At 71.8% G+C, this 25,994-nt stretch carries 27 protein-coding genes; 17 read left to right on the forward strand and 10 right to left on the reverse strand.

Annotated elements, in window-relative coordinates:
• Positions 1–154 precede the first annotated feature (154 nt).
• From ACNQOV_RS09380 to ACNQOV_RS09420, 9 genes are all read left to right on the forward strand, one after another.
• Positions 155–2,131 (forward strand): MDR family MFS transporter, encoded by a 1,977-nt coding sequence (locus tag ACNQOV_RS09380; RefSeq protein WP_416394330.1) that lies wholly within the window; start codon positions 155–157, stop codon positions 2,129–2,131.
• Positions 2,132–2,192: 61 nt separating this feature from the next.
• Positions 2,193–2,777 carry a TetR/AcrR family transcriptional regulator gene (locus tag ACNQOV_RS09385; protein ID WP_402267124.1) on the forward strand — a complete coding sequence of 195 codons (585 nt, stop codon included), beginning with the start codon at positions 2,193–2,195 and terminating at the stop codon, positions 2,775–2,777.
• A gap of 264 nt (positions 2,778–3,041) precedes the next feature.
• Positions 3,042–4,376 (forward strand): enolase C-terminal domain-like protein, encoded by a 1,335-nt coding sequence (locus ACNQOV_RS09390; RefSeq protein WP_416394295.1) that lies wholly within the window; start codon positions 3,042–3,044, stop codon positions 4,374–4,376.
• Positions 4,377–4,433: 57 nt separating this feature from the next.
• On the forward strand, positions 4,434–5,672 hold the full coding sequence (locus tag ACNQOV_RS09395) for an ABC transporter substrate-binding protein (RefSeq protein ID WP_022908585.1): 1,239 nt from the start codon (positions 4,434–4,436) through the stop codon (positions 5,670–5,672).
• A gap of 102 nt (positions 5,673–5,774) precedes the next feature.
• Positions 5,775–6,743 carry a carbohydrate ABC transporter permease gene (locus tag ACNQOV_RS09400; RefSeq protein ID WP_022908586.1) on the forward strand — a complete coding sequence of 323 codons (969 nt, stop codon included), beginning with the start codon at positions 5,775–5,777 and terminating at the stop codon, positions 6,741–6,743.
• On the forward strand, positions 6,736–7,656 hold the full coding sequence (locus ACNQOV_RS09405) for a carbohydrate ABC transporter permease (protein WP_022908587.1): 921 nt from the start codon (positions 6,736–6,738) through the stop codon (positions 7,654–7,656). The genes ACNQOV_RS09400 and ACNQOV_RS09405 overlap by 8 nt, the downstream gene beginning before the upstream one ends.
• A 61-nt stretch (positions 7,657–7,717) precedes the next feature.
• Positions 7,718–9,043, forward strand: a complete 1,326-nt coding sequence (locus ACNQOV_RS09410; RefSeq protein WP_022908588.1) for an alpha-L-fucosidase — start codon at positions 7,718–7,720, stop codon at positions 9,041–9,043.
• Positions 9,043–9,369 carry an L-rhamnose mutarotase gene (locus ACNQOV_RS09415; protein ID WP_022908589.1) on the forward strand — a complete coding sequence of 109 codons (327 nt, stop codon included), beginning with the start codon at positions 9,043–9,045 and terminating at the stop codon, positions 9,367–9,369. Before ACNQOV_RS09410 ends, ACNQOV_RS09415 begins: the two co-directional genes overlap by 1 nt.
• Positions 9,366–10,328: an aldo/keto reductase gene (locus ACNQOV_RS09420; RefSeq protein WP_416394296.1), complete on the forward strand. Its 963-nt coding sequence runs from the start codon at positions 9,366–9,368 to the stop codon at positions 10,326–10,328. Before ACNQOV_RS09415 ends, ACNQOV_RS09420 begins: the two co-directional genes overlap by 4 nt.
• A 92-nt stretch (positions 10,329–10,420) precedes the next feature.
• Here ACNQOV_RS09420 and ACNQOV_RS09425 read toward each other — a convergent pair whose 3' ends face one another.
• From ACNQOV_RS09425 to ACNQOV_RS09450, 6 genes are all read right to left on the reverse strand, one after another.
• Positions 10,421–10,699, reverse strand: coding sequence for a GlsB/YeaQ/YmgE family stress response membrane protein (locus tag ACNQOV_RS09425; RefSeq protein WP_416394297.1), 279 nt, complete (start codon positions 10,697–10,699; stop codon positions 10,421–10,423).
• 97 nt (positions 10,700–10,796) lie between these two features.
• Positions 10,797–11,474 (reverse strand): FadR/GntR family transcriptional regulator, encoded by a 678-nt coding sequence (locus ACNQOV_RS09430; RefSeq protein WP_022908592.1) that lies wholly within the window; start codon positions 11,472–11,474, stop codon positions 10,797–10,799.
• Between the two features lie 72 nt (positions 11,475–11,546).
• Complete coding sequence (locus tag ACNQOV_RS09435) at positions 11,547–12,293, reverse strand: SDR family NAD(P)-dependent oxidoreductase (protein ID WP_416394298.1); 747 nt, start codon at positions 12,291–12,293, stop codon at positions 11,547–11,549.
• Complete coding sequence (locus tag ACNQOV_RS09440; RefSeq protein WP_416394299.1) at positions 12,290–13,159, reverse strand: fumarylacetoacetate hydrolase family protein; 870 nt, start codon at positions 13,157–13,159, stop codon at positions 12,290–12,292. Before ACNQOV_RS09440 ends, ACNQOV_RS09435 begins: the two co-directional genes overlap by 4 nt.
• Before the next feature lie 41 nt (positions 13,160–13,200).
• On the reverse strand, positions 13,201–14,040 hold the full coding sequence (locus ACNQOV_RS09445) for an amidohydrolase family protein (RefSeq protein ID WP_416394300.1): 840 nt from the start codon (positions 14,038–14,040) through the stop codon (positions 13,201–13,203).
• A 127-nt stretch (positions 14,041–14,167) separates the two neighbouring features.
• A complete protein-coding gene (locus ACNQOV_RS09450) occupies positions 14,168–14,431 on the reverse strand; it encodes a glutaredoxin family protein (RefSeq protein ID WP_416394301.1) in 264 nt (87 codons plus the stop codon).
• A 73-nt stretch (positions 14,432–14,504) separates the two neighbouring features.
• Here ACNQOV_RS09450 and ACNQOV_RS09455 point away from each other — a divergent pair, with 73 nt between their 5' ends.
• The 7 genes from ACNQOV_RS09455 to ACNQOV_RS09485 all read left to right on the forward strand — a co-directional run bounded on the left by ACNQOV_RS09455 (position 14,505) and on the right by ACNQOV_RS09485 (position 21,636).
• Complete coding sequence (locus tag ACNQOV_RS09455) at positions 14,505–15,482, forward strand: PrsW family intramembrane metalloprotease (RefSeq protein ID WP_416394302.1); 978 nt, start codon at positions 14,505–14,507, stop codon at positions 15,480–15,482.
• Between the two features lie 43 nt (positions 15,483–15,525).
• A complete protein-coding gene (locus ACNQOV_RS09460; RefSeq protein WP_416394303.1) occupies positions 15,526–17,214 on the forward strand; it encodes an adenosylhomocysteinase in 1,689 nt (562 codons plus the stop codon).
• Entirely contained in the window at positions 17,211–18,581 is a 1,371-nt protein-coding gene (locus ACNQOV_RS09465) for an amidohydrolase family protein (RefSeq protein WP_416394304.1), read from the forward strand. Before ACNQOV_RS09460 ends, ACNQOV_RS09465 begins: the two co-directional genes overlap by 4 nt.
• A complete protein-coding gene (locus ACNQOV_RS09470) occupies positions 18,578–19,075 on the forward strand; it encodes a cupin domain-containing protein (protein ID WP_022908599.1) in 498 nt (165 codons plus the stop codon). Before ACNQOV_RS09465 ends, ACNQOV_RS09470 begins: the two co-directional genes overlap by 4 nt.
• 83 nt (positions 19,076–19,158) lie before the next feature.
• On the forward strand, positions 19,159–19,980 hold the full coding sequence (locus ACNQOV_RS09475) for an ABC transporter substrate-binding protein (protein ID WP_416394305.1): 822 nt from the start codon (positions 19,159–19,161) through the stop codon (positions 19,978–19,980).
• A 4-nt stretch (positions 19,981–19,984) separates the two neighbouring features.
• Complete coding sequence (locus tag ACNQOV_RS09480; protein ID WP_416394306.1) at positions 19,985–20,863, forward strand: amino acid ABC transporter permease; 879 nt, start codon at positions 19,985–19,987, stop codon at positions 20,861–20,863.
• On the forward strand, positions 20,860–21,636 hold the full coding sequence (locus ACNQOV_RS09485) for an amino acid ABC transporter ATP-binding protein (protein ID WP_416394307.1): 777 nt from the start codon (positions 20,860–20,862) through the stop codon (positions 21,634–21,636). The genes ACNQOV_RS09480 and ACNQOV_RS09485 overlap by 4 nt, the downstream gene beginning before the upstream one ends.
• A gap of 8 nt (positions 21,637–21,644) precedes the next feature.
• Here the strand turns inward: ACNQOV_RS09485 and ACNQOV_RS09490 are convergent, their stop codons facing one another.
• Positions 21,645–22,610 carry an NAD(P)H-quinone oxidoreductase gene (locus ACNQOV_RS09490; protein ID WP_416394308.1) on the reverse strand — a complete coding sequence of 322 codons (966 nt, stop codon included), beginning with the start codon at positions 22,608–22,610 and terminating at the stop codon, positions 21,645–21,647.
• A 131-nt stretch (positions 22,611–22,741) separates the two neighbouring features.
• On the opposite strand from ACNQOV_RS09490, the gene ACNQOV_RS09495 reads away from it, so the two are divergent.
• Positions 22,742–23,212 carry a hypothetical protein gene (locus ACNQOV_RS09495; RefSeq protein WP_022908605.1) on the forward strand — a complete coding sequence of 157 codons (471 nt, stop codon included), beginning with the start codon at positions 22,742–22,744 and terminating at the stop codon, positions 23,210–23,212.
• Between the two features lie 75 nt (positions 23,213–23,287).
• On the opposite strand, the gene ACNQOV_RS09500 is transcribed toward ACNQOV_RS09495, so the two are convergent.
• Genes ACNQOV_RS09500 through ACNQOV_RS09510 form a run of 3 tightly spaced genes read right to left on the reverse strand, consistent with a single transcriptional unit; the run spans position 23,288 to position 25,984 of the window.
• Positions 23,288–24,166 carry an aldo/keto reductase gene (locus tag ACNQOV_RS09500; protein ID WP_022908606.1) on the reverse strand — a complete coding sequence of 293 codons (879 nt, stop codon included), beginning with the start codon at positions 24,164–24,166 and terminating at the stop codon, positions 23,288–23,290.
• A gap of 54 nt (positions 24,167–24,220) precedes the next feature.
• A complete protein-coding gene (locus tag ACNQOV_RS09505) occupies positions 24,221–25,480 on the reverse strand; it encodes an FAD-dependent oxidoreductase (protein WP_416394309.1) in 1,260 nt (419 codons plus the stop codon).
• Between the two features lie 36 nt (positions 25,481–25,516).
• Positions 25,517–25,984, reverse strand: coding sequence for a DUF6264 family protein (locus tag ACNQOV_RS09510; RefSeq protein ID WP_022908608.1), 468 nt, complete (start codon positions 25,982–25,984; stop codon positions 25,517–25,519).
• Positions 25,985–25,994: the final 10 nt, after the last annotated feature.

The raw sequence follows: 25,994 nt of genomic DNA on the forward strand, positions 1-25,994 counted from the left end.
GTCATCGGCCCGCCACACGCTCCGGCGTCCCTCGCGACCACCTCCAGCCACCACACGCATCCCCGAAGGACCCGCATTGTCCACTGCCACCGCTCCCGTCGAGGTCCAGCGCGGGCGACAGGACTCCCCGGCCAGCGCGCCGGGGAAGCCGATCATGTCGCACCGCCAGATCCTCCTCGTCATCTACGGCCTCATGGCCGGCATGTTCCTGTCGTCGCTCGACCAGACGATCGTCGGCACCGCGATCCGCACGATCGGTGACGACCTGCACGGGCTCGACCAGCAGGCCTGGGTCACCACGGCCTACCTGATCGCGTCGACGATCACGACGCCGATCTACGGCAAGCTCTCCGACGTCTTCGGTCGTCGCCCGCTCTACATCTTCGGCATCGCGGTCTTCATCATCGGCTCGCTGCTGTCGACGATGTCCACGTCGATGATCATGCTCGCCGCGTTCCGTGCCTTCCAGGGCATCGGCGCCGGTGCGCTGATGTCGCTCCCGCTGGCGATCATGGGCGACATCCTCGCCCCCCGCGAGCGTGCCAAGTACCAGGGCTACTTCCTCGCCGTCTTCGGCATCTCGAGCGTCATCGGACCGCTCATCGGCGGCCTGTTCTCGGGCGCCTCCACCATCCTGGGCGTCACCGGCTGGCGCTGGGTCTTCCTGATCAACGTCCCGATCGGCATCGCCGCGCTCCTCATGGTGATCGCGTTCCTGCACCTGCCGAAGTTCGGCGACGCCAAGGCGAAGCCCCGCATCGACTGGTGGGGTGCCACCTCGGTCATCGTCACGCTCGTCCCGCTCCTCCTCGTGGCCGAACAGGGCCGTACCTGGGGCTGGGGCTCGGCCGGCGCGATCGCCTGCTACGTGATCGGCGCCCTCGGCCTGGTCGCCTTCCTCGTCATCGAGACGCTCATGCAGGACGACGCGATCATCCCGCTCAAGCTCTTCCGCTCGGGCACCTTCTCGATGGCCACGGTCCTCGGGTTCCTGGTCGGCTTCGCGATGTTCGGCGCCATGCTGACCATCCCGCTCTACCTGCAGATCGTGACCGGCCTGACGCCGACCGAGTCGGGCTTCGCGACCCTGCCGATGATCGGTGGGCTCATGATCGCCTCCATCGCGTCCGGCCAGATCGTCGCCCGCACCGGCCGCTACCGGATCTTCCCGGTGATCGGCACGGCGCTCGTGTCGCTCGGCTACGTCGTCCTGACGTTCATGACGATCGACAAGCCGCTCTGGTTCCTGATGATCGGCATGTTCCTGATCGGCCTCGGCCTCGGGCAGCTCATGCAGAGCATCACCCTCGCCTCGCAGAACTCGGTGCAGCCGCGTGACATGGGTGTGGCGACCAGCTCGGCGACGTTCTTCCGCCAGATCGGTGGCACGCTCGGCACCGCGGTGCTCCTGTCCGTGCTCTTCTCGATCATGCCGGCGAACATCCTGCACGCCACCGCCGACCAGGAGAACCTCACCGGTGCGCTCGACGCCGCGCTCGACCCGACCGTCGCCACGGCGAAGGCGAACCAGGGCGTGATGGACCAGATCTGGAACCCGATCGTCACGCCGATCAAGCAGCAGGTCCAGTCCGGCCTCGACCAGGCCACCGCCCAGGTCACCCAGGCCACCACCGGCGCCCCCGAGGCCGTGCAGCAGCAGGCACTCACGGCGGCGGCCGACAAGGCCCACGCGTCGGTGCAGGACGGCAAGCTGGTCGTCGACTGGTCGGACGACGCCCAGCGCACCTACTGGGTGGACGACCTCGCGCCGACCCTGTCGAAGCAGATCGAGAAGGGCACGGGCGACTCGGCCTCCTCGAGCAGCGAGACGAGCGACACGTCCTACCTGAACGGCGCGGACGCGGCACTGACCCGCCCGTTCATGTCCGGGTTCAACGCCTCGGCCGTCACGGTCTACTGGGTCGGCTTCGCGGTCATCCTGCTCGCGTTCGTCCTGAGCTGGTTCTTCAAGGCGCCGCCGCTCCGCAAGAGCTCGGCCCTGCAGGAGCAGGCGGACAGCGCGAGCACCGCGGACGACCTCGAGGTCCAGGCGGTCAAGGCCGCCGACACCATGGGCTCGCCGACCGCCCCCGGCACGGGGTCGATCCCCGTCCAGCGGGACCGCGTCTAGCAGCGGACACCGGGGCCTCCCGTCACCGGACGGGAGGCCCCGGCCCGCACCAGGAGCAGCAGTGAGCACGATCGAGTCCCACCCGGTGGCCGACAGCGGCCTGCGGGAGCGCAAGAAGCAGCAGACCCGGGCTGCCATCCACCGGTCCGCCCTCGAGCTCGTCACCGAACGCGGACTCGCCGGCGTCACCGTCGAGGAGATCTGCGCGGCCGCCGACGTCTCGCCACGGACCTTCTTCAACTACTTCCCGTCGAAGGGCAACGCGGCCCTCGGACTGCCGTCGACCACCGTCCCGGACGACGCCCGCGCGCGGTTCCTCGCCGGTTCCGGTGTGCTCGTGTCCGACCTCTGCGACCTCGTGGCGCAGACCGTGACCCTGCCCGAGGACCGCCGCCGGATGAAGGCGCTCGTGCAGGCACGGCCGGAGATGGTGCCGACGATGCTGCAGTGGACGGCCGACGCGCGGACGGCGATCGTCCGGGTGGCCGCCGAGCGGGCTGACGCCGACACGGCCCGGACCGCGGTGACCCTCGTCATGGCCGCGGTCATCGAGGCCGCGCACCGGTTCACGGTCGCGTCCCGCGACGACCTGGCGGACCGGCTCCGCGGTGTGGTCGCGGAGATGGGTCTGCTCGCCACCGCCTGAGCGGCGCGACCACGTCCACGAGGAGCGCCCCGCCGGCCGGTACCGGCGCGACGAGCCGGCGGCGTGGCGGCCGTGACAGGAGGCGCGGTGCGGGTCCGACCCGCACCGCGCCTCCTGTCCGTCTGCCCGCCGTCTCACGCTGTCATCCGATCACTCGCCGCGCTTCGTGGCCGGAACATCGCAAAAGTCCCTCTTGACAGGCAAGACATCGGATGTTTCGATGAGTCCGTTCGGTCGACGGTGACCGGACGGGTAGGAGAGACGATGAGCCGCATCACCGGTCTGCGCGTCCGCGACGTCCGGTTCCCGACCTCGCGGGACCACGACGGATCCGACGCCATGAACCCGGCGCCCGACTACTCCGCCGCCTACGTCGAGATCGCGACGGACGCCCTCGACGGGCACGTCGGCGCCGCCTTCGTCTTCACCATCGGACGCGGCAACGAGGTGCAGGAGGCAGCGATCGCAGCGCTCCGCGAGCACGTCGTCGGAGCGGACGCCGAAGCGGTCCTCGCCGACATGGGCGGGACCTGGCGCACCCTCGTGCACGACTCGCAGCTGCGCTGGCTCGGTCCGGAGAAGGGCGTCATGCACATGGCCATCGGGGCCGTCGTGAACGCACTGTGGGACCTCCGGGCGAAGCGCGCCGGACAGCCGCTGTGGGCACTGCTCGCCGACCTCCGCCCCGAGGAGCTCGTCGACCTGGTGGACTTCCGCTACCTGAGCGACGCCATCACCCCGGACGAGGCCCTCGAGCTGTTCCGGACGGCCGAACCGCTCCGCGCCGAGCGGCGCCGGCGGTTGGAGCAGACCGGCTACCCGGCGTACACGACCACCCCCGGCTGGCTCGGCTACGACGACGAGAAGCTCGCACGCCTCTGCCGCGAGGCCGTCGACGAGGGCTTCACGCAGATCAAGCTCAAGGTCGGCGGTGACCTCGACGAGGACGTCCGACGTCTGGGGATCGCCCGCGCCACGGTCGGTCCGGACGTCCGGATCGCGATCGACGCCAACCAGCGCTGGGACGTCGACGAGGCCGTCACGTGGATCGAGCGCCTCCGTCCGTTCGACCTGGCGTGGGTCGAGGAGCCGACCAGCCCCGACGACGTCCTCGGGCACGCCGAGATCGCCCGCCGCATCGCCCCGATCCCGGTCGCGACGGGCGAGCACATGGCGAACCGGGTGATCGCGAAGCAGCTCATCCAGGCGGACGCGATGTCCGTGCTGCAGATCGACGCGACGCGGGTCGCCGGGGTGAACGAGAACCTCGCGATCCTGCTCCTCGCCGCCAAGCACGGGGTCCGGGTGTGCCCGCACGCCGGCGGGGTCGGCCTGTGCGAGGCGGTGCAGCACCTGTCGATGTTCGACGCGGTCGCCCTCACCGGGGACCTCGACACCCGCTGCATCGAGTTCGTCGACCACCTGCACGAGCACTTCGTGACCCCGGTCGACGTGCACCACGGCCGCTACTGGCCGCCCACCGCCCCCGGTGCCGGGACCGAGATGCTCGCCGACAGCCTCGACGACCACGCGTTCCCGGACGGACCGGTCTGGGCCGCCGTCGACACCGACGTCCCCGACGCCGTGCGCGTCGCCTGACGCCTCCCGATCCGCTCCATCCCTCACCCCGATCACCACGACGAAGTGGAGACTCCGATGCACCGACGCCGAATCGTCGCGGGACTGGCGGCCGCCGCCGCCACCGCGCTCGTCCTGGCTGGTTGTTCGTCCGGCAGCAGTGCCGGTGGCAGCCAGTCGAAGGACGCCATGACCTGGTCCATGTGGATCGCCGGGAAGGAGGACAAGGCCGCCTGGCAGAAGGTCGCCGACACCGTGAAGAGCGAGGACGGCATCACCCTCACCATCCAGGGCGCCCCGTTCGAGAACTACTTCACGAAGCTCAGCACGCAGCTCAGTGCCGGCAGCGCGCAGTGCATCGTGAGCATGCAGTCGCTCCGCGCGGCGAACTACACCTCGTCGCTCCTGTCGCTCGACGACCTCGCGAAGAACGACGGGCTCGACCTGTCGGCGTACGACAGCACGGCACTCGACGGCATGAAGGTCGACGGCAAGCTCTACGGTCTGCCGTACGACACCGGGCCCATCCTGATGTTCTACAACAAGGACCTCTTCAAGCAGGCCGGCGTGGCCGACCCGGAGCCGGGCTGGACCACCGACGACTTCGAGCAGGCCGGAAAGGCGCTCAAGGCCAAGGGCATCACCGAGTTCGGCTCGACCGTCGGCGACCTCAACCTCGAGTCGATGATCTACGGCTACAACGGCGGCCGCGTGATCACCGAGGCCGGCAAGATCGACGCCACGGACCCGAAGTTCGCGGACGGCCTCGACTGGCTCGCCAGCCTCGTGAAGAAGGGCTACGCGACCGAGGCGTCGTCGGACACCTCGACCCCGGGCAACGACTTCGCCGCGGGCAAGGTGGCGATGTACACCGACGGTCCGTGGTCGCTCATCAGCCAGAAGGCCAAGGTGCAGTTCGACCTCGGCGTCACGACGCTGCCGGCCGGGACCTCGGGCCCGTCGACCTTCGCCGCCGGTTCGGGCTTCGGCATCTCGAAGCAGTGCAAGTACCCGGAGCAGGCGTTCAAGGCCGTCCAGACGATGACGAGCGAGAAGGTGCTCACGTCGCTCGCCGAGCAGGGACGCGCCTTCCCGGCACGCACCGCGGCCCAGGGGGCGTGGTACTCCAGCGCCGGCATCGACGGGGCGGAGACCGCGCTCAAGGCGGCCCTCGCGAAGTCCTCGCCGCTGCCCGGCAACAAGCAGAGCGACCAGCTCGGCCAGCTCTTCACGCAGTACGCGCTCCAGGCGATCAACGGGCAGACGTCCGGCAAGGACACGATGTCCTCGATCGCCGGCCAGCTCGGCACGCAGTGACCGACGTGACCGTCTGACGGACGGGAGGCGCGGGTCGACCCCGCCCCGCGCCTCCCGTCCGACCCACCCAGCAGGAACCGGCGAACGACGAGGAGGTCGTCCATGACCACCATCCAGGACCCACCGGCGGTCCCCGCCGTCGCGACCGCGGTCGCGACAGGCACGGCGACGCCTCGCCCCAGGGGCGGCGACGCCGCGGGCGTCGTCGGACGACGATCGTGGTGGGGCGCCGCCTTCGCCGCCCCGCACTCGATCGGCCTCGTCGTCTTCACGGCGTTCCCGATCATCGCGTCGCTCGTCGTCAGCTTCATGAACTGGCCGATGCTCGGCGAACGCAGCTGGGCGGGCGTCGAGAACTACGCGCGGCTGTTCCAGGACCCGGTGTTCCGGACGGTGACGCTCAACACGGCCCTGTTCGTCGTGCTGTACGTGCCGCTCAACCTCGTCGTGTCACTCGGGCTGGCGGCCTGGTTGACGCCCAGGATCGCCGGTCGGCACGTCTTCCGCGTCCTCTTCTTCATCCCGACCATCACGCCGATCGTCGCGAACGTCGTGGTCTGGCGGATGCTCTACCAGCCGGGCGGGGCGATCGACGCGAGCCTGCGGTCGACCGTCGGCGTCGGGGCTCCGAACTTCCTCGCCGACGAGCACTGGGCGATGCTCGCCATCGTCGCGATGAGCGTCTGGCAGGGCTTCGGGTACAACATGCTCATCTTCTCGGCGGCGCTCGACGCCGTCCCGGAGAACCAGATCGAGGCGTCGCAGCTCGACGGGGCGAACGCGTGGCAGACGTTCTGGGCGATCAAGTTCCCGCTCATCTCGCCGTCGGTGTTCTTCGCCACGATGATGACCCTCATCACGTCGTTCCAGGTGTTCGTACAGCCCTTCGTCCTCACCAAGGGCGGACCGGGCACCGCGACGGAGACCCTCGTGCAGTACATCTACAACACGGGCTTCCAGAACCAGCAGCTCGGGCTGGCCTCGGCCGGCGCCTGGGTGCTGTTCGTCATCATCCTCGGGATCACGGCCGTCCAGTTCCTCGGACAGAAGCGGTGGGTGCACTATGAGTGAGCTGACCCGACCCCGCACGAGCGGGTTCACCACGGCGAACCGGACGGTCAACCCGCGGTCCGTGCCCCGGACCGCCTCGGCGCCCCGCCCCGGACGCGTCCGGCACGCGATCGGCTACGCGCTGCTCTGTCTCGTCGCGCTGCTGTTCGTGTCGCCGCTCGTCTACATGGTCGCCACGAGCCTCAAGCCGGCGGACCAGGTGTTCACCACGCCGCCGACGCTCTGGGGGCGGTCCCTCGAGTGGGACAACTACGTGCAGGCGTTCACCTACCTGCCGTTCGCCCGATTCATCCTCAACGGGATCCTCGTCGCGGCCGCCGGCACCGCGATCAACGTCGTCGTGGCGGTGCTCTCCGGCTACGCCTTCTCACGGCTGCGCTGGCGGGGCCGGAACACCGTGTTCCTGCTCTTCCTCGTGACGCTGATGATCCCGCAGGACGTCCTCGTCATCCCGATGTACGTGATGATGCAGGGCTTCGGCTGGGTCGACACGTTCCAGGCGCTCATCGTGCCGTGGGCGTTCACGGCCCTCGGGGCGTTCCTGATCCGGCAGTTCTTCCTGACCGTCCCGCAGGAGCTCGACGACGCCGCACGCGTGGACGGCGCCGGCGCGATCCGGACCTTCGTGTCGGTGATGCTGCCGCTCGCCCGGCCGACCATGGCCGTGCTCGCCGTGTTCTCGTTCATCTCCTACTGGAACTCGTTCCTGTGGCCCCTCGTCGTGGTGAACGACGTCGAGGCCCACGGCACGATCCCGCTCGGTCTGCAGCAGTTCTTCGGACAGCAGGGTTCCGAGTGGAACCTCGTCATGGCGGCGTCGGTGATCTCGATGCTGCCCACCGTGATCCTGCTGATCCTGCTGCAGAAGCACCTCGTCAAGGGCATCGTCACCTCCGGCCTCGGTGGCCGGTAGCCGACCTCGCCAGGGCGCGCCGCGCCTCCCGACCGTCACCCCAGAAAGGAAACCGCCCCACATGACCATCACCGCACCCGCAGAGCCGCAGACCGCGACCGACGCCTCCGGGCTGCCCGCGTGGTTCCGCCACGACCGGTTCGGCATGTTCATCCACTGGGGGCTGTACGCCCTGCCCGCCCGGCACGAGTGGGTGAAGAACCGCGAGCGGATCACCGACGCGGACTACCAGAAGTACTTCGACCACTTCGACCCGGACCTGTTCGACGCCGCCGACTGGGCACGTCGCGCCCGCGAGGCCGGCATGAAGTACGTCGTGCTCACCACGAAGCACCACGAGGGCTTCGCGCTCTGGGACTCCGCGCTCACCGACTACAAGTCCACGAACACCCCGTTCGGCCGCGACATCGTCCGCGAGTTCGTCGACGCCGTCCGCGCCGAGGGCCTGCGGGTCGGCTTCTACCACTCGCTCATCGACTGGCACCACCCGGACTTCACCGTCGACGGTGTGCACCCGCGCCGGGACGACGGCGACGAGGCGATCGCGGCGTTGAACGAGGGCCGTGACATGGCGCGGTACCGGGAGTACCTGCACGGACAGGTGACGGAGCTGCTGTCGGACTACGGGCGGATCGACTACCTGTTCTACGACTTCTCGTACCGCGACAACGACCACGAGGACATCTGGGGCGGCAAGGGCCGCGACGACTGGGGCTCCGAGGAGCTCCTGGCGCTCACCCGACGGCTCCAGCCCGGCATCATCGTCAACGACCGCCTCGACCTGCCGGGGGACATCGTCACGCCGGAGCAGTACCAGCCGGACAAGCCGATGGAGGTCGACGGCGTGCCGGTGCCGTGGGAGGCCTGCCAGACGCTGAACGGCTCGTGGGGCTACGACCGCGACAACCTGAACGTCAAGAGCACCGACCTGCTCGTGCGCATGCTCGTCGACGGCGTCTCGAACAACGGGAACATGCTGCTCAACGTCGGGCCGACCGGTCGCGGCGAGTTCGACGGGGTCGCCCGCACCGCGCTCGCCGGGATCGGGGAGTGGATGCGTCAGCACGCCCGGTCGGTGTACGGCGCCGGACCGTCCTCGTTCACGGCCCCGGCGGGGACCGTCCTCACCCAGAACGGGAACCGGCTGTACCTGCACCTGTTCACGTGGCCGTTCGAGCACGTGCACCTCGCCGACCTGGCCGGACGCGTCGAGTACGCCCAGCTCCTGAACGACGCGTCGGAGATCCACTTCCGTGAGATCCCGCCGGGGACCCGGGCGCAGAACACCGGGCTCGGCGGTCAGCCCGCGGGGACGCTGACGCTCACGCTGCCGATCGTGCGGCCCGACGTCGCGGTGCCCGTGGTCGAGCTGTTCCTGCGCGACTGATGCAGCGCGTGCTGACCCGCACCCGGTTGCGGGCGGGGAGCGAGGCGGCGTACGAACGCGTGCACGCCTCGGTCCCGCCCGAGCTGGCCGCCCGACTGCGCGCTGCCGGTGTGCGCGACTGGACGATCTGGCGGGACGGGCAGGACCTCGTCCACCTCGTCGAGGTCGAGGACTACCGGGCGATGCGGAAGGCGCTCGCCGATGACCCCGTGAACGCCGAGTGGCAGGCGGTCGTGAACCCGCTGCTCGAGGTGGACGACGACTACTCCGGCAGCGACGACGGGATCCCGCGGGTCTGGTCGCTCGCGGCGCAGGTGGACGCGTGACCGGCGGTCTTCCGGACCTCGACCGCGGGCCGTTCTGGTTCGGTGGCGCCGGGATCGGCAACCTGCTGCGCGAGGTCTCCGACGAGGACGCCCGTGCCACGGTCGACGCGGCCTGGGACGGCGGAGTGCGCGGGTTCGACACCGCGCCGCACTACGGGCTCGGGCTGTCCGAACGACGGCTCGGCCGGGCACTCGCCGAGCGGCCGCGGTCCGACTACCTGGTGTCGACGAAGGTCGGACGCCTGCTCGTGCCGGGGCGGGGAGCCGGGGACGACCTGGCCTCCGGCGGGTTCGCCGTCCCGGACGACCTGGTGCGGCAGTGGGACCCGTCGCCGTCGGGCGTGCGGCGGTCCCTCGACGAGTCCCTCGGGCGACTCGGGCTCGACCACGTCGACGTCGCGTACCTGCACGACCCGGACGTGTACTCGCTGCGGGACGGGTTGACGCAGGCCCTGCCGACGCTCGCCGAGCTGCGGGACGAGGGGGTCGTGCGGGCAGTCGGCGTCGGGTCGAACTCGGTCGAGGCCCTGGACGCGGCGGTGTCGACGGGCCTGTGCGACGTCGTGATGCTCGCGGGGCGGTACACGCTGCTCGAACAGCCGGCGGCCGCCCTGGTCGCACGGTGCGAGGACCTCGGGGTCGCCGTGGTCGCAGTCGGCGTCTACAACTCGGGGCTGCTCGGGCAGGAGCGGCCGGACGCCACGGCGACGTACGACTACGCGACTGCTCCGCGGGCGCTCGTCGACCGGGCGAACGCGATCGCGGACGTCTGCGAACGGCACGGGGTCACGTTGCCGGAGGCCGCGCTCGCGTTCCCGCGCCGGGCCGCCGCCGTCCGGGCGATCGCCCTCGGTGCGCAGTCGGCCGAGCAGGTGCGCTCCAACGTGGCTCGGGCCGCGGCGACGGTGCCCGGGGCGCTCTGGGACGACCTGCGCGCCGCGGGCTTGCTCGCCGTCTGACGCGCCGCGCGCGGGGTGGAACCACGAAACCGACGTCGAACCAGCAGCAGTGGCTGGTTCGACGTCGGTTCCGTGGTTCGACGTGCGTCCGACTAGCGGGTGCGGGCGCTCCGGCCGGCGAAGCGCGTGTAGATGAAGAGCACGATGACCGCACCGATGATCGAGCCGATGATGCCGGCCGGCTGGAAGAAGCCGTCCATCGGGTCGTGCTGGAAGATCAGGAACCCGAGGAACCCACCCACGAACGACCCGATGATGCCGAGCAGGATGGTCATGGGGATCGAGATGTGCTGCTTGCCGGGGACGATGAGCCGGGCGAGTGCGCCGGCGATGAGTCCGATGATGATCAAGCTGATGATGAGACCGAGCACGGTTTCCTCCTCGTGGGTGCGGTTGCCGCGGCATGGTTTGCCGGAGTCAGCGCCGAGGTCAGACCCAACTCGCCCCTGCCTGGGAGGATTGTCGGCTTCAGTCGAGCGACCGCCGCAGCCAGCGCTCGACGCCCTCGACGTGCGCCACGACGAGCGCCTGCACGAGCTGGGGGTCGCGGCGCTGCATCGCGTCGACGATCGCCGCGTGCTCGTCGAGCGTGCGCTGCACGGAGCCGTTCTGCGTGAGCCCGCGCCAGACCCGCACCCGCACGGTCTTGCTCGACAGCGCGTCGAGCAGGCCGGACAGGTACTGGTTGCCGCCGATGCCCGCGATCGTGGAGTGGAAGAGGAGGTCGTGGGCGACGAGGTCCTCGACGCCGGTGTCCTCGCCGACGGACTGCATGAGCGCGTGCAGGTCGTCGATCTGCTGCTGGGAGGCGCGGGCGGTCGCGAGGACGGCGGACGCCGGTTCCAGGATGCGCCGGACCTCGAGCAGGTCCACGAGCGAGCGGTCGTGGTGCATGTCGACGACGAACGAGACCGCCTCGAGCAGGACGGCGGGCTCGAGCGAGGTGACGTAGGTCCCGTCGCCGCGTCGGACGTCGAGCACGCGGATGAGCTCGAGGGCCTTCACCGCTTCGCGCAGGCTGTTGCGGGACAGGCCGAGCGACTCGCTCAGCTCCTTCTCGGGCGGGAGGCGCTGCCCGGGTTGGAGCTCGCCGCTCACGATCATCTGCTGGATGCGTGCGATCGCATCGTCGGTCAGCGACGCCACGTCACCACCTCCTGCTCGGCCGCTCGCGGACGTGAGCGGACAAGACGACGATAGCCGCGCCTCCGGGCACCATCAGGCCGGACGGAGCCGGAGTGCCTGCATCCCGCCGTCGACCGCGAGGTCGACGCCCGTCGTCGACCGGGCGAGGGGACTCGTGAGGTACGCGACGGCCTCGGCGACCTCGTCGGCGGCGACGAGGCGTCCGTGCGGTTGGCGCGCCTCCAGGGCGGCCCGTTCCGCCGCAGGGTCCGCCGCCGTCGACAGCAGTCGCGCCACCCAGGGCGTGTCCGCGGTGCCGGGGTTCACGGCGTTGACGCGGATGCCCTCGCGGATGTGGTCCGCTGCCATCGCACGGGTGAGTGCGGCGACGGCGCCCTTCGTCGCGGAGTACAGCGCCCGCTGCGGCAGCCCGGCGGTGGCCGCGATCGAGCAGGTGTTCACGATGCTCGCGGCGTCCGACTCCCGCAGGTGCGGCAGGCAGGCGCGGGACAGGCGGACGGCGCCGAGGACGTTCACCTCGTACACCCGGCGCCACTCGTCGTCGGGGTTGTCCTCGACGGTGCCCTGGGCGCCGATGCCGGCGTTGTTCACCAGTACGTCGAGACCGCCGAGCGCGTCCACCGCCTCCCGCACCGCCGCGCGGACGGAGTCGTCGGACGCGACGTCGCAGCGGAACGACAGGTCGTCGTCGCCGGGCTGCAGGTCGAGCACCGCCACGCGGGCACCGCGGTCCCGCAGGGCGGCGGCGATCGCGGCACCGATCCCCGAGGCGCCGCCGGTGACGATCGCGCGCAGGCCCTCGTGGGTCCCGGCGGTCACGCCGCACCGACCGTCTGGCGCTGCGAGCCGAGACCCTCGGCGGTGAGCTCGACGACGTCGCCGGGCCGCAGGTAGGGCGCTCCGCTCCCGAGCGCGACCCCCGCCGGCGTCCCGGTGCTGATCACGTCGCCCGGGTACAGCACCATGAACTGCGAGAGGTACCGGACGATCTCGGCCGGCCGGAAGATCATGTCCCGGGTGCTGCCGTCCTGCCGCAGGTCGCCGTTGACCCGGAGCTGCAGTGACAGCGCGTCCGGGTCGAGCCCGTCCGCCTCGAGCGCCGCCGGGGTGACGAGCCACGGGCCGAGCGGATTGAACGTCTCGCACGACTTGCCCTTGTCCCACTGCCCGCCGCGCTCGAGCTGGAACGCCCGCTCGGAGACGTCGTTGGCGATGGCGTACCCGGCGATGTGCGCCGCGGCCTCGTCCTCGGACGCGCAGTACCTGGCCGTCGTGCCGATCACGATCGCGAGTTCGATCTCCCAGTCGGTCTTCTCGCTGCCGCGCGGGATCATGACCTCGTCGTCGGGGCCGATCACCGTCATCGGGTCCTTCATGAACACGATCGGCTCGGTGGGGATCTCGGCACCGGTCTCGGCGGCGTGGTCGCGGTAGTTCAGGCCGATGCAGACGACCTTGCCGGGCCGGGCGACGGGCGCTCCGCGCCGGAGGTCGTCCGCACGGTCGAGCACGGGCAGGTCGCCGGCGGCGCGGGCGTGCCGGACGAGCGCGTCGGGACCGGGGTCGGACGCCAGGAAGCCACCGCTGATGTCGCTCGTGAGGCTCCGGAGGTCGAGGACCTCGCCGTCGTCGTCGATCGCCACGGGGATCTCGCTCCCCGCCGGGCCAAGTCGTGCGAACCGCATCGTTCCTCGCTCTCCTGCTGCGCCGGTGCAGCGGAAACATCCTATGTCTGCGTGGGCGCTCCGGCAAGGTACACACGCTCGGCCGTTCCCCGGAAGACCGCGTCGCGTTCGGTCGACGAGAGGTCGGCGAGTGCGTCGCCCGTCGTCCGCAGCACCTCGGCGTACCCGGCGGCCAGCGTCGACACCGGCCAGTCGGACCCGAACAGCGAGCGGTCGGGGCCGAAGTGCTCGACGACCATGCGGGCGTACCGGGCGACGGGACGCTCCCGCCAGTCGGTGCCGGCCTCGGTGAGGAGCCCCGACACCTTGCACGTCACGTTCGGCCGGGCGGCGAGCTCCCGCATCCGGTCCGGCCACGCGGAGTCCCCGGTGTCGATCGTCGGCTTGCCGGCGTGGTCGAGGATGAACGACCCCTCCGGTACCGCGTCGACGAGGGCGACCGCCGCCTCGTGCTCGCGGGCACGGACGAGCAGGTCGAACGCCAAGCCGGCGCTGGCGACCGCCCGGACGCCACGGACCACCTCGGGGCGGGCGAGCCAGGCGGGGTCGGGCTCGTCCTGCGCCTGGTGCCGGATGCCGACCAGTCGGTCGCCGCCGGTGCTGCTCCGGATCGACGCCAGCCGATCGGCCACGTCGGACGCGGTGAGGTCGACCCACCCCACGACCCCGGCGACCGGTGCCGGTTGCGCCAGGAGCCAGGCGGTCTCGTCGGCATCGTGCACGGCCTGCACGGCGATCGTCCGGCGGACGTCCGTGCCTGCCGTCGCCCGGCGCAGGTCGTCCACGTCGAAGCGGCGTCGGATCGGGGCGACGGAGTCGTCCATCCAGGGGTACGGCCGGTCGGCAGGGTCCCAGAGGTGGTGGTGAGCGTCGATGATCACGCGGCCATCATGCCGGATTCATCCGATGTCCGCGCACAACTGACGTCGACGCGACCAGCGGACGGGAGGCGCGGTGCGCGTCGGACGCACACCGCGCCTCCCGTCCTGGTCGCGTCGCGACCCGACGTCAGACGACGCCGGCGGCCTCGAGCTCCGAACGCAGCTCGGCGTCGGACGGCTCGACGAAGTGCTTGCCGTTCGGCAGCACGACGACGGGGATGTTCTTCCGCCCGCTGATCTCCTCGGCGCGGTCCGCGGCCGCCAGGTCCTGCTCGACGTCGACGTACTCGTAGTCCACGCCGAGCGTGTCGAGCAGCGCCTTGGAACGGCGGCAGTCGCGGCACCAGTCCGCACCGAACATCGTGACCTTGTCGAAGGATGCATCGCTCATGCCGAGAGACTACGTCCGGCGCCCCCGCCGCATTCCCGTGACGACCCGCGCCGCCACGGAGCAGCATGGCCCCATGAGCCTGTCCACGGACGTCCGCGCCGTCCACCCGCACCACCGCCACGGCTGGTGGTGGAAGACCCTGCTCGTCGGGTTCCTGCTGTGGGTCGTCACCATCGTCGTCACGATCACGACGCTGAACACGAACCTCGTCCCGACGATCATCCTGCTCGGCAGCTTCCTCGTGCCCTTCACTGTCGTGCTCTTCGTCATCGAGCGGGTGACCGGCTCGGTGAGCACGATGCAGCTCATCGTCGCGTTCTTCGTCGGCGGGATCCTCGGCGTCCTCGGGGCGTCGCTGCTCGAGGCGAACCTGCAGCAGGACGCCCTCGTGTACATCGTCGTCGGCTTCGTCGAGGAGTTCGTCAAGGGCGTCCTCCTGCTGTTCGTCGGGTGGCGCGTCCGTCCGAAGACGGCCAGGCAGGGGGCGCTGCTCGGGGCGACGGTCGGTGCCGGGTTCGCCGCGTTCGAGTCGGCGGGCTACGCGTTCAACGCGGCGATCACCGCGCGCGGCATCGACCTGGCCTCCCTGCTGCAGACCGAGGTCGTCCGGGCCGTGCTCTCGCCCGTCGGGCACGTGCTCTGGACGTCGATCCTCGGCGCGGTGCTGTTCGGCGCCGCCCGCGGCCGGGACCGCTTCCGGTGGTCCTGGGCGCCGCTCGTCGCCTACGTGGGGGTGTCGCTGCTGCACGGGCTCTGGGACTCGAACTCGACGATCTCCACGCTCCTGGCGTTCGTCGTGACGGGCACCCCGTTCTCGGCGGCGCGGAACGGGTACGTCCCGGCGTCGATCGCCGGTGTCGCCACGACCCTGTACGTCATCGGGCTGGCGATCGTGTCGGCCGTCGGCGTCGTGGTCCTCGTCACGGTGCTGCGTCGGCACCGCCGGCTCGACCGGGCGGGGACCGCACCCGATGCCTGGCCCGCGCCGTGGCGGTCGGGGCCGGCGGACGGCGGCTGGGACGGCACACCGCCGCCGCACGTGGTGCGCTGAGCGCCGGCGCCTCCCCGCCACCCGCTCGCCCTACGATTGGGGCATGCCGTCAGGAGCCGACCCCGAGACCCGCGCCTGGGCCTCGGCGGCCGTCCGACGCTTCGCGGGCGCGACGAACCTGCTCGTCGCCGCTCGTCGGTTCCGCATCGTCGGCGGCGACCCCCGTGACGTCGCCGCCCTCCGCGCCCTCCTCACCGGACTCGGCGCGCGCGAGGCCCTGCCCCACGAACCCGTCGACCAACTCTGGTGCGCCGGGTCACCCGAGGACTCCACGCCCGTCATCGAACGCGAGGCCGACCGACCACGTGGAGCCACCCTGGTCGTGGTCGACGCCGGACGGCACCTCCCCGCCGTCGACGAGGACGCCTTCGGCCCGGTCGCGATCGCCCGTCCCGGCGTCCTCGCGGTGCCGATGCTGTCCGACGACGTGTTCCTCGTCTCCACCGGCCGCGACCCCGAGGACGACCCCGCGGCCGAGGCCCGCCTGCGCTGGGCCCGCCGGTCGATGCCCGTGTCGCGAGCGGTCGCCGCCGAGCTCCGGGACGGGGGACTCCTCCGTGGCACCCGGATCGGCGTCGCGATGGTCCTCGAGCCGAAGACCGCCGTGCTGAGCCTGCTCCTCCGCGACGCCGGCGCCGAGGTCGTCGTCTACGCCCACGCCGACGAGACCGACGACGCCGTGGCCGACGCCCTCCGGGCAGCCGGGCTGACCGTGTACGCGAGCAGTGCCGCCTCGCTCCCCGAGCAGCGGGCCCTCGCCCTCGCGATGTTCGACACCCGGCCGCACATCCTGCTCGACGACGGCTCGCACGTGATCCGTCTCGCACACCAGGAGCGGCCGGACCTGGTGCCCACGATGCTCGGCGCCGCCGAGGAGACGACGAGCGGCCTCCGCCCGCTCCGCACCATGGCGGCGCGCGGCGAGCTCGGCATCCCCGTCGTCGCGGTGAACGACGCCCGCACCAAGACCTTCTTCGACAACCGGTACGGCACCGGCCAGTCCACGGTGTTCGCGGTGCTCGACCTGCTCGACCGGCTCTCGTCCGGCACGCACCGCGTGGTCCCGGGAGGCGCGGCGGTCGTCGCCGGGTTCGGGCACGTCGGCGAAGGGGTCGCGCTGGTGCTCACGGCGCTCGGCCTGCGGGTGACGGTCGCCGAGACGGACCCCGTGCGCGCCCTGCAGGCGCTCTTCGCCGGGTACGCCGTCGCGCCCCTCGCCGAAGCGGTGCAGGACGCCGACCTCGTGATGAGCGCCACCGGGGTCGCCGACACGATCGACCTCCGCACACTGCGGTCCTCGGCACCCGGTGCGGTCGTCGCGGTCGCGGGCGGGGTGGAGCACGAGGTGGCACTCGACGACGCCCGCGCGGCCGGCGCCGAGCGGACCCCGGTCGGCCCGAAGGCCGAGCGGCTCGTCTTCCCCGGTCGGGACGACGGCCCGATCGTGCTCGACGGCGGCGGCTGCATCAACATCACCGCAGCCGAGGGCAACCCGGTCGAGATCATGGACCTGTCCTTCGCCGCACAGCTCGGTGCCGTCCGGATGCTCCTCGAACGCGGCGACGAGCTCGACCGTGCCGTCGTGCCGATCGACCCCGCGGTCGACGACGCGACCGCCCGCGTGGCGCTCGCCGCGTTCGGCGCGCCGGCCGCGCCTCCCGGACCGCTCGCCGAGCACCCCGCCGACCGCGAGCCGGACGTCCGGACCCACCGGTTCGGAGACCCCGCGTGAGCGGCGCGCACCCCGTCACCGTGCACTCGGCGCGCGTCGTCGTGCCGATGACCGCACCGCCCATCGCGGACGGCGCGGTGGCGGTGCGGGACGGTCGCATCCTGCACGTCGGCGACCGCTCCTGGGTCGTCGACCAGCTCGCCGGCTCGGGCACGCCCTTCACCGAGCGCCCGTGGCGGGGCGCCCTGCTGCCGGGGCTCGTGAACGCGCACTCCCACCTGCAGTACACCGGCATGGCCAGTGTCGGCCAGCGTCAGTACACCGGGTTCGAGGACTGGGCCGCCGCGTTCAACGAGGACTACGCCGAACCGCACGACTGGCACGCCGAGGCGACCCTCGGTGCGACGGCGTCGATCCTCGCGGGCGTGACGAGCATCGCCGACATCGTCACGGACATCGAGGCGTCGACCGTGCTCGCCGAGGCCGGACTCGGGGGCATCGCCTACTGGGAGGTCATGGACTGGGAGAACGCGGCGTGGCAGACCCACGGCCGCGACCAGGTCCTCGCCGAGCTCGAGCGGATCCCGACGGACCCGGGCGCGGGGCTCTCGCCGCACGCGCCGTACTCGCTCGACGTCGCACCGCTGCTCGAGCTCCCCGACATCGTGCGCCAGCGCGGACTCCGGCTGCACCTGCACCTCGGCGAAGCCGCGTTCGAGGGGGAGCGCACCGCCCTCGGTCCCGTCCCCGGACTCGAGGGGGTCGACGGGGTCGGCCACGGCAACGACTGGCACCTCGCCAACGTCCCGTCGTTCCGGGCCATGCGCGCCCTCGGCTTCGGCGCGAGCGCGACCGCGTTCGTCGACCGACTCGGTGTCCTCGGGCCGGACTGCCACATCGCGCACGGCGTCTACATGACCGCCGCCGACCGGGCACTCCTCCGCGCGCGGGGGACCGCGGTCGCACTCTGCCCGCGCTCGAACGCCGTCATCGGACTCGACCCACCGCCCGTCGCCGACTACCTGCGCGAGGGCAGCCCGATCGCCATCGGCACGGACTCGCTGTCCTCGTCGCCGTCGCTCGACCTGATGGCCGACGTGACGGCCCTGCACCGGATAGCCCGCGCCCAGGGCTACGGACACCGCGACCTGCACGAACGGCTCCTCGCCGCGGCGACCCTCGGCGGCGCGCACGCGATGGGGCTCGCCGTCGGGCCGGACCGGATCGGGCACCTCGCCGTGGGGGCCCGTGCCGACCTCGCGGTGTTCGACGTCGACGCCCGGACCGTGCCGGACGCGCTGGCCGAACTCGTCGAGGACGGTGCCGGCCGCGCGGTCTCGACCGTCGTCCGCGGCACGGTCCGCGCCGTCGAGGGCGCGCTCACCGCCGTGCCCACCGCCCCTGGACGTCCCCTGGAGGAATCGTGACCGAGACCGCACCCCGCCCCGGCATGGCCGCCCGTCGCACCGTCGACGGCACGCTGATCGAGTGGCTCGACGTGCCGAAGCGCGCCGTCGCCCTCGGCATGGAACCGCACCCGGAGGGCGGCTGGTACGTCCGCACCTGGACCTCGCCCGCGACGGTGTCGACGCCCGCCGGCGACCGCCCCGCGGCCACCCTGATCCACTTCCTGCTGCCGCCGGGTGAGGCGTCCGCCTGGCACCGGGTGACGAGCGACGAGATCTGGATGTGGCACGGACCCGACGCCGTCGACCTGCAGCTCGGCGGCGACGGCGACCAGCCGGAACCCGGCGCGACGATCACGCTCGGCCCGGACGCCGGACGCGACCGGGTGAACGACGCGCAGGCGTTCGTGCGCGGCGGCGTGTGGCAGCGGACCCTGCCCGGCGAGGGCGAGGTGCTGCTGAGCTGCCTGGTGTCGCCCGGGTTCTCGTTCGAGGACTTCACGCTCGCCGAGTAGTCGCGAGACATCCGTTTCGCGTTGGTATCCCACCGCGAAGTACACTTCGTCCTGCCCCCTCCCCCTCGCACGAAGGCCCGACCGTGACCCGATCCCTCCGCCTGACCATCGCCGTCGCGACCGCCGCGGTCGCCGCCCTCGCCCTCAGCGCGTGCTCGACCGGCAGCAGCAACGCCGCGGGGACCGTGACCGACGGCAAGCTCACCATCGCGACCGGCCAGCCCGCGTACTCGCCGTGGGTCGAGGACAACAAGCCGCAGTCCGGCAAGGGCTTCGAGGCCGCCGTGGCGTACGCCGTCGCGAAGGAGATGGGCTACGCGAAGTCCGACGTCGTCTGGAAGCGCAGCACCTTCGACAGTGCGATCGCCCCGGGTCCGAAGGACTGGGACCTCAACATCCAGCAGTTCTCGATCGACGCCAAGCGCAAGAAGGCCGTCGACATGTCCACCGCGTACTACACGACCACCCAGGCCGTCGTGACCACCGAGTCCTCGAAGGCCGCGGGCGACACGACCATCGCCGCGCTCAAGCAGGACGCGATCGGCGTCGCGACCGGTTCGACGAGCATCCAGAGCGTCAAGGACGTCCTCGGCGTGACCCCGCAGGTCTTCAACTCGAACGACGACGCGATCCTCGCGCTCAAGTCCGGCCAGATCGACGCGATCGTCACCGACCTGCCGACGGCGTTCTACATGTCCGGCGCGCAGCTCGACGGCAAGGGCACCGTCTCGGCGCAGTTCCCGGCGGACGGCTCCGGCGACCAGTTCGGCTTCGTGCTGCCGAAGGGCTCCGAGCTGACGAGCAAGGTCGACGAGGCGCTGAAGGCACTCAAGGCGGACGGCACGCTCGAGGACCTGCAGACCAAGTGGCTCTCCTCGGAGACCGGCACTCCGGTCCTGAAGTAGCTCCGTGAGCCTGCCAGCCGGCGCCGGGTCCCCGGTGACCGCACCCGCGCCGAGCCAGGTCGAGCTGGAGCGTCGGCTGTACCGTCGCCAGCGCGGGCGGCGATCGCTCGTGGTGTCCGTGGTGTCGACGCTCGTGGTCGTCGCCGTCGTCTACTTCGGCGTCGTGAACACCCCGGGGTGGGCCGCGGTCCAGCAGTCGTTCTTCGACCCGCAGACCGCGATCGACTCGTTCCCCGACATCCTGCTGGGCCTCTGGCTGAACATCCGGATCCTGTTCTTCAGCGCGATCGGCGTCGCCGTGTTCGGCACGCTGCTCGCCGTGGTCCGGGGGCTGCGGAGCCCGGTGTTCTTCCCGCTGCGGATGCTCGCCACCGGGTACACCGACCTGTTCCGCGGTCTGCCGCTCATCATCGTGCTGTACCTGGTCGGCTACGGGATCCCGGGGCTCGGGGTCTTCCCCCGCCTCCCCGCCGAGGTCTGGGGCACGATCGCGATCATCCTGACCTACTCGTCGTACATCGCCGAGGTGCTCCGCGCCGGCATGGAGGCCGTGCACCCGTCGCAGCGTCTCGCGGCCCGGTCGCTGGGGCTGTCGCACGCGAAGACCCTGCGCCTGGTCGTGCTGCCGCAGGCGATCCGCAAGGTCACCCCCGCGCTCATGAACGACTTCGTCTCGATGCAGAAGGACGTCGGCCTCGTGTCGATCCTCGGCGCCGTCGACGCCGTCCGGTCGGCACAGATCGCCCAGGCGGAGACCTACAACTTCACGCCGTACTTCGTCGCCGGTCTGCTGTTCGTGCTGATCAGCCTGCCGCTGATCCGCGTCACGGACGCGATCGCGCGCCGGCAGCAGCGCCGTGAGCAGATCGGAGGGACCGTGTGAGCGAGGTCAGCCAGGAGGAGCGGGTCGCGCCCGACACGTCGGCTCGCGTCCTCGAGCTGCGCGGGGTGCGCAAGTCCTTCGGTGAGCACGAGGTGCTGCGCGGGATCGACCTGGCGGTGCACCGCCACGAGGTCATCTGCGTCATCGGCGCGTCCGGCTCCGGCAAGTCGACCCTCCTCAAGACGGTCAACCTGCTCGAGGGCATCGACGACGGCGAGATCCTGCTGCAGGGCACGGACATCGCGGACCCGCGGATCGACGTCGACGCGACCCGGGCGCGGATCGGCGTCGTGTTCCAGCAGTTCAACCTGTTCCCGCACATGAGCGTGCTCGACAACGTGACGCTCGCCTCGCGACAGGTGCACGGCGTCGGCAAGGCCTCGGCCGAGGCGACCGCGCGGCGGCTGCTCGACCGGATCGGTCTCGCCGACTTCGCCGGGGCGTACCCGGACCGGCTCTCCGGCGGGCAGCAGCAGCGCGTCGCCATCGTCCGGGCGATCGCGTCCGACCCCGAGCTCCTGCTGCTCGACGAGGTCACGAGCGCCCTCGACCCGCAGCTCGTCGGCGAGGTGCTCGACCTCGTCACCGAGCTCAAGCGTCAGGGATCGACGATCCTGATGACCACGCACGAGATGCACTTCGCGCGGAACGTGGCGGACCGGATCGTGTTCCTGCACCGGGGCGAGGTCGTGGAGCAGGGCGCCCCCGCCGACGTCCTCGACGCACCGCAGCACCCGGCCCTCGTCGCGTTCCTCGCCCGCGTCCACGCCTGACCGCGCGCCTAGGGCGTCAGCAGCACCTTCCCGACGACCTCGCCGTCGCGGACCCGGCGGTGGGCCTCGGCGGCCTGGTCGAGGGGCAGGACCGAGTCGACCACCGGACGCACCCGACCGTCGGCGACGAACGGCCAGACCTCCCGTCGGACGGCCTCGACGATCGCGGCCTTCTCGTCGAGGGGGCGGGCACGGAGCGTCGTCGCGCTGATCGTCGCCCGCTTCCGCATCATCGCGCCGAGGTCGAGCTCGGCCGTGCTCCCGCTGCCCGAGGCGATCACGGCGACGTGCCCGTTCGGGGCGAGGACCTCGAGGTTCCGCGCCAGGTAGTCGGGTCCGACGACGTCGAGCACCACGTCGACCCCGCGGCCGTCGGTGAACGCGAGCGTGCGCGCGACGAAGTCCTCGGTGCGGTGGTCCACCACGAGGTCGGCGCCGAGCTCCCGTGACGCCCGGACCTTCCGCTCGCCCCCGGACGTGGCGACCACACGTGCGCCGAGCGCCTTCGCCCAGAGCACCGCGTGCGACCCCATCCCGCCGGTGCCGCCGTGCACGAGCAGGGTCTGCCCCGGTCGGAGCCCGGCGAGCATGCCGACGTTCGAGTACACCGTGCACGCGGCCTCCGGCAGCCCGGCGGCCTCGATGAGGTCGACCCCGTCCGGGACCGGCAGCACCTGGGTGGCCGGGGCGACGACGAGCGACGCGTAGCCGCCGCCGGAGAGCAGGGCGCAGACCCGGTCGCCGACGGCGAACCCGTCGACGCCGTCACCGAGCGCGCGGACCACGCCGGACACCTCGAGCCCGAGGACGTCGGAGGCACCGGGCGGCGGCGGGTAGTTGCCGGCGGCCTGCTGCAGGTCGGCGTTGTTCACGCCGGCGGCGACGACCTCGATCAGGACCGCACCGGCGCCGGGGACCGGGTCCGGGACGTCGTGCAGGTCGAGGGTGCCGTGCTCGGAGGTGATCGCTCGCATGCACCCGACGGTACTCAGGGCCGGTGAGCCGTCCCCGTGGGCCCGTCCCTCCTGTGCGTCTCCCATGTAGCCTCGATGCGGATCCGCACCCCGTCCGGGGTCGCGGGCACGATCTCCGGGGGACCATCACCATGCGCACGAAACTCGTCTCGCTCACCACGGCCGTCATCGCCGTCGCACTCCTCACCGGCTGCTCGGCCGGCGGCTCGGGTTCGGGGTCCGACGCCACGACGGCCGCCGAGTCGACGCCGACCGCGACCCAGACCAAGGCCGAGGCATGCAAGCTGTTCACGACCGAGGTCACCGACGCCACCAAGGGCATGCAGTCGCAGCTCACCGAGCTGCAGAGCGACCCGCAGGCCGCGATGGCGAAGCTCGATGAGTTCGACGCCACGCTGAAGGAGAGCGCCGACAAGGTGACGAACACCGAGGTGAAGCCGAAGACCGACGCGTTCGCCGGCGCCTTCTCGGACTTCGTCGGCATGACGAAGGAGCTCGCCGCCTCGAAGGACCCGTCCGCGCTGTCGAGCTCCGGCTTCACCGAGGGCCTCCAGAAGCTGGAGACCACGGGCAAGGAGTTCCAGCAGGTCTGCCAGTCCTGACGCTGGCCGACACGCGCGCGCGACCCGCGCCTCCTGGACCGTCACGGACCGTCCTGGAGGCGCGGGTCGCGTCGTCTACGCAGCCGCCGGTCGCGACGCGTCCAGGCGGGCGACGTCCTCCGGACGGAGCTTGACCGTCGCGGCAGTCACCGAGTCGAGGATCGACTGCGGCCGCGAGGCGCCGGGGATCGGGACGACGACGTCGCTCTTCTGCAGCTCCCACGCCAGCGCGACGACCTGCGGGGTGACGCCGCGGTCGCGGGCGATGGTGGCGAAGTCCTCGTAGGCGGTGCCGAGGGTCGCGGCGTTCGCGATGCCGCCGAGGGGGCTCCACGGCAGGAACGCGATGCCGAGCTCGTCGCACAGCGCGAGTTCCGGTTCGCTCGAACGGAACTTCGGGGAGAACTGGTTCTGCACCGAGGCGAGCCGGCCGCCGAGGACCTCGTTCGCCGTGCGGATCTGGTCGGGGTCGGCGTTCGAGATGCCGGCCATCCGGATGACGCCCTCGTCGAGGAGCTCGGCGAGCGCGCCGATCGAGTCGGCGTACGGCACGGCCGGGTCGGGACGGTGGAACTGGTAGAGCCCGACCGCGTCGACTCCGAGGCGCTTCGCCGAGGCCTTCGCGGCCTCCTTGAGGTACTCGGGACGGCCGTCCTGGGCCCAGGCGCCGGGCTCCGGGCGGAGGTGTCCGCCCTTGGTGGCGATGAGGACGTCCGAGGTGTCGCCGTGGAAGCCGCGCACGGCCTTGGCGATGAGCTCCTCGTTGTGCCCCACCTCGTCGTGGGCGGCCAGGTGGTAGGCGTCGGCGGTGTCGATGAGCGTCACGCCCGCTTCGAGCGCCGCGTGGATCGTCGCGACGGCCTGCCGCTCGTCCGGACGCCCCTCGATGGACATGGGCATGCCGCCCAGTCCGATGGCACTGACCGACACGTCTCCGATGACTCGTTGCTTCATGCCCCCAGCATGCGCCGGAGGGGCGTGCACGCGCCCAGGTGCGTCAGGGGCCGGTCACACCGTCGGACGTCGCGCCCACGCCGGTGCGTGCTCGGGGAGCGGACCGAAGGCGATCCCCCGCGCGTAGAGCCCCCGCACCGGCGGCACGTACCGGGCGAGCAGGACGGGGAGCAGGGGCGGCCCGTCCCGGAGCGCCCCCGCGAAGGCCCGGGCGAACACCACCCGGTGCAGCACCGCCTGCGCCGCCTGCACCACGACCGCCGGTGGGATCCGGCGACGCTGCACGGCGGCGAGGGTGCCGTCGAGGGCTGCGCCGCGGAGTCCGCGCCCGAGCGCCGGGGCCAGGACCGCGGCCGTCGCGACGGCGTCCTGCACCGCCAGGTTGATGCCGACGCCGCCCGCGGGGGACATGGCGTGCGCGGCGTCGCCGATGCAGAGCAGCCCCGGACGCCACCACCGGGGGAGCCGGTCCATCCGGACGTCGAGCACGTGCACGTCGTCCATCGAGGCGATCGCGTCCACCCGGTCGGCGAAGTCCGGTCGGAGCCTGGCGACGCGTTCCCGGAAGGACGCCAGCCCCTCGGCGCGGAGCGCGGCGTCCGAGCCCTTCGGGGCGAAGTACGCGACCTGGTGGTGTTCCGGTCGGGGGAAGCTCAGCAGGACGTCCGTGCCGGAGAACGCCGGGACGAGCGCGGTGGCCTGGTCGCCGGGCTCGCGGGGGAGCCGGAACCACCACGTGTCGAACGGTACCGGGAACGACCGCGGGCGGAGACCGGTGGCGTCGCGGAGCACCGAGTCGCGGCCGTCCGCGGCGATCACCACGTCGGCGCGGAGCTCCTCGACGGGGCCGTCGGGATCGCGGTACGGGCGGAGGTGCACGCCCGTCACCACCCCGTTCTCCTCGATGGTGCCGGTCGCCGCGAGGCCCATCGAGATCCGGAACGACGGTTCCTCGCGAGCGGCGGTGACGAGCAGGTCGAGCAGGTCCCACTGCGGCACCATCGCCACGTGGTCGTACGGGGGTCGCAGGCGGGAGAAGTCACCGAGCAGCAGCCGTGACCCGTCCGGCATCGGCAGCGAGAAGTCGTCGAGGCGCGACTGCGGCAGGCGCCGGAAGCGGGCACCGAGTCCGAGCTCGTCGAGCAGCCGGATCGTCGACGCGTGCACGGTGTCGCCGCGGAAGTCCCGGTTGAAGTCGTCGTGCTTCTCGACGACCCGGACGGCGATGCCGGCGCGGGCGAGCAGCAGGCCGAGGACGACCCCGGCGGGGCCGCCGCCGACCACCGCGACCGTCGTCCGCGAGACCGTCACCATGCCGGGGACGCTACGCCGATCGGAGCGACGTGCGCCCTACGCGCTCGCGGAGACCGAGGACGAGGCCGACGGGCCGTCGGCGGCGTCCGCGAACACCACGCCGCCCCACGCGATCACGACGATCGCGAGCACGAACCCGATCGCGGCGATCCACCACGACGACCGTCGGCGGATCCACGCGCCGATCGACAGCACGAGCGTGGCGACGCCGACGACGAAGGCGCCACCGACCGCGATCGCCGCCCCGCCGAGGTAGCCGCCGGGTGTGCACCCGGACGTGGCGTCGCACGTGGCGGTCGCCGACACGACCGCGATGATCCCGACGACCGCGGTGACGATCGTCATCACCGCGCCGAACGCCAGGAGCAGCACGGTCGAGATCCGGTCGGCGAGCTTCGCGGGTGGGAAGAGCGTCGTGCCGCCCCGCTCCCAGGCGCCGCGCTGCGGGTCCCGGGGGTCGGGCGAGGACTGCGGCGGGCCGCCGGGGACGTTGGACCAGGTCATGGCTGCAGTC

The organism is Curtobacterium sp. LFS084 (genome assembly GCF_047977705.1).
Lineage (GTDB): Bacteria > Actinomycetota > Actinomycetes > Actinomycetales > Microbacteriaceae > Curtobacterium.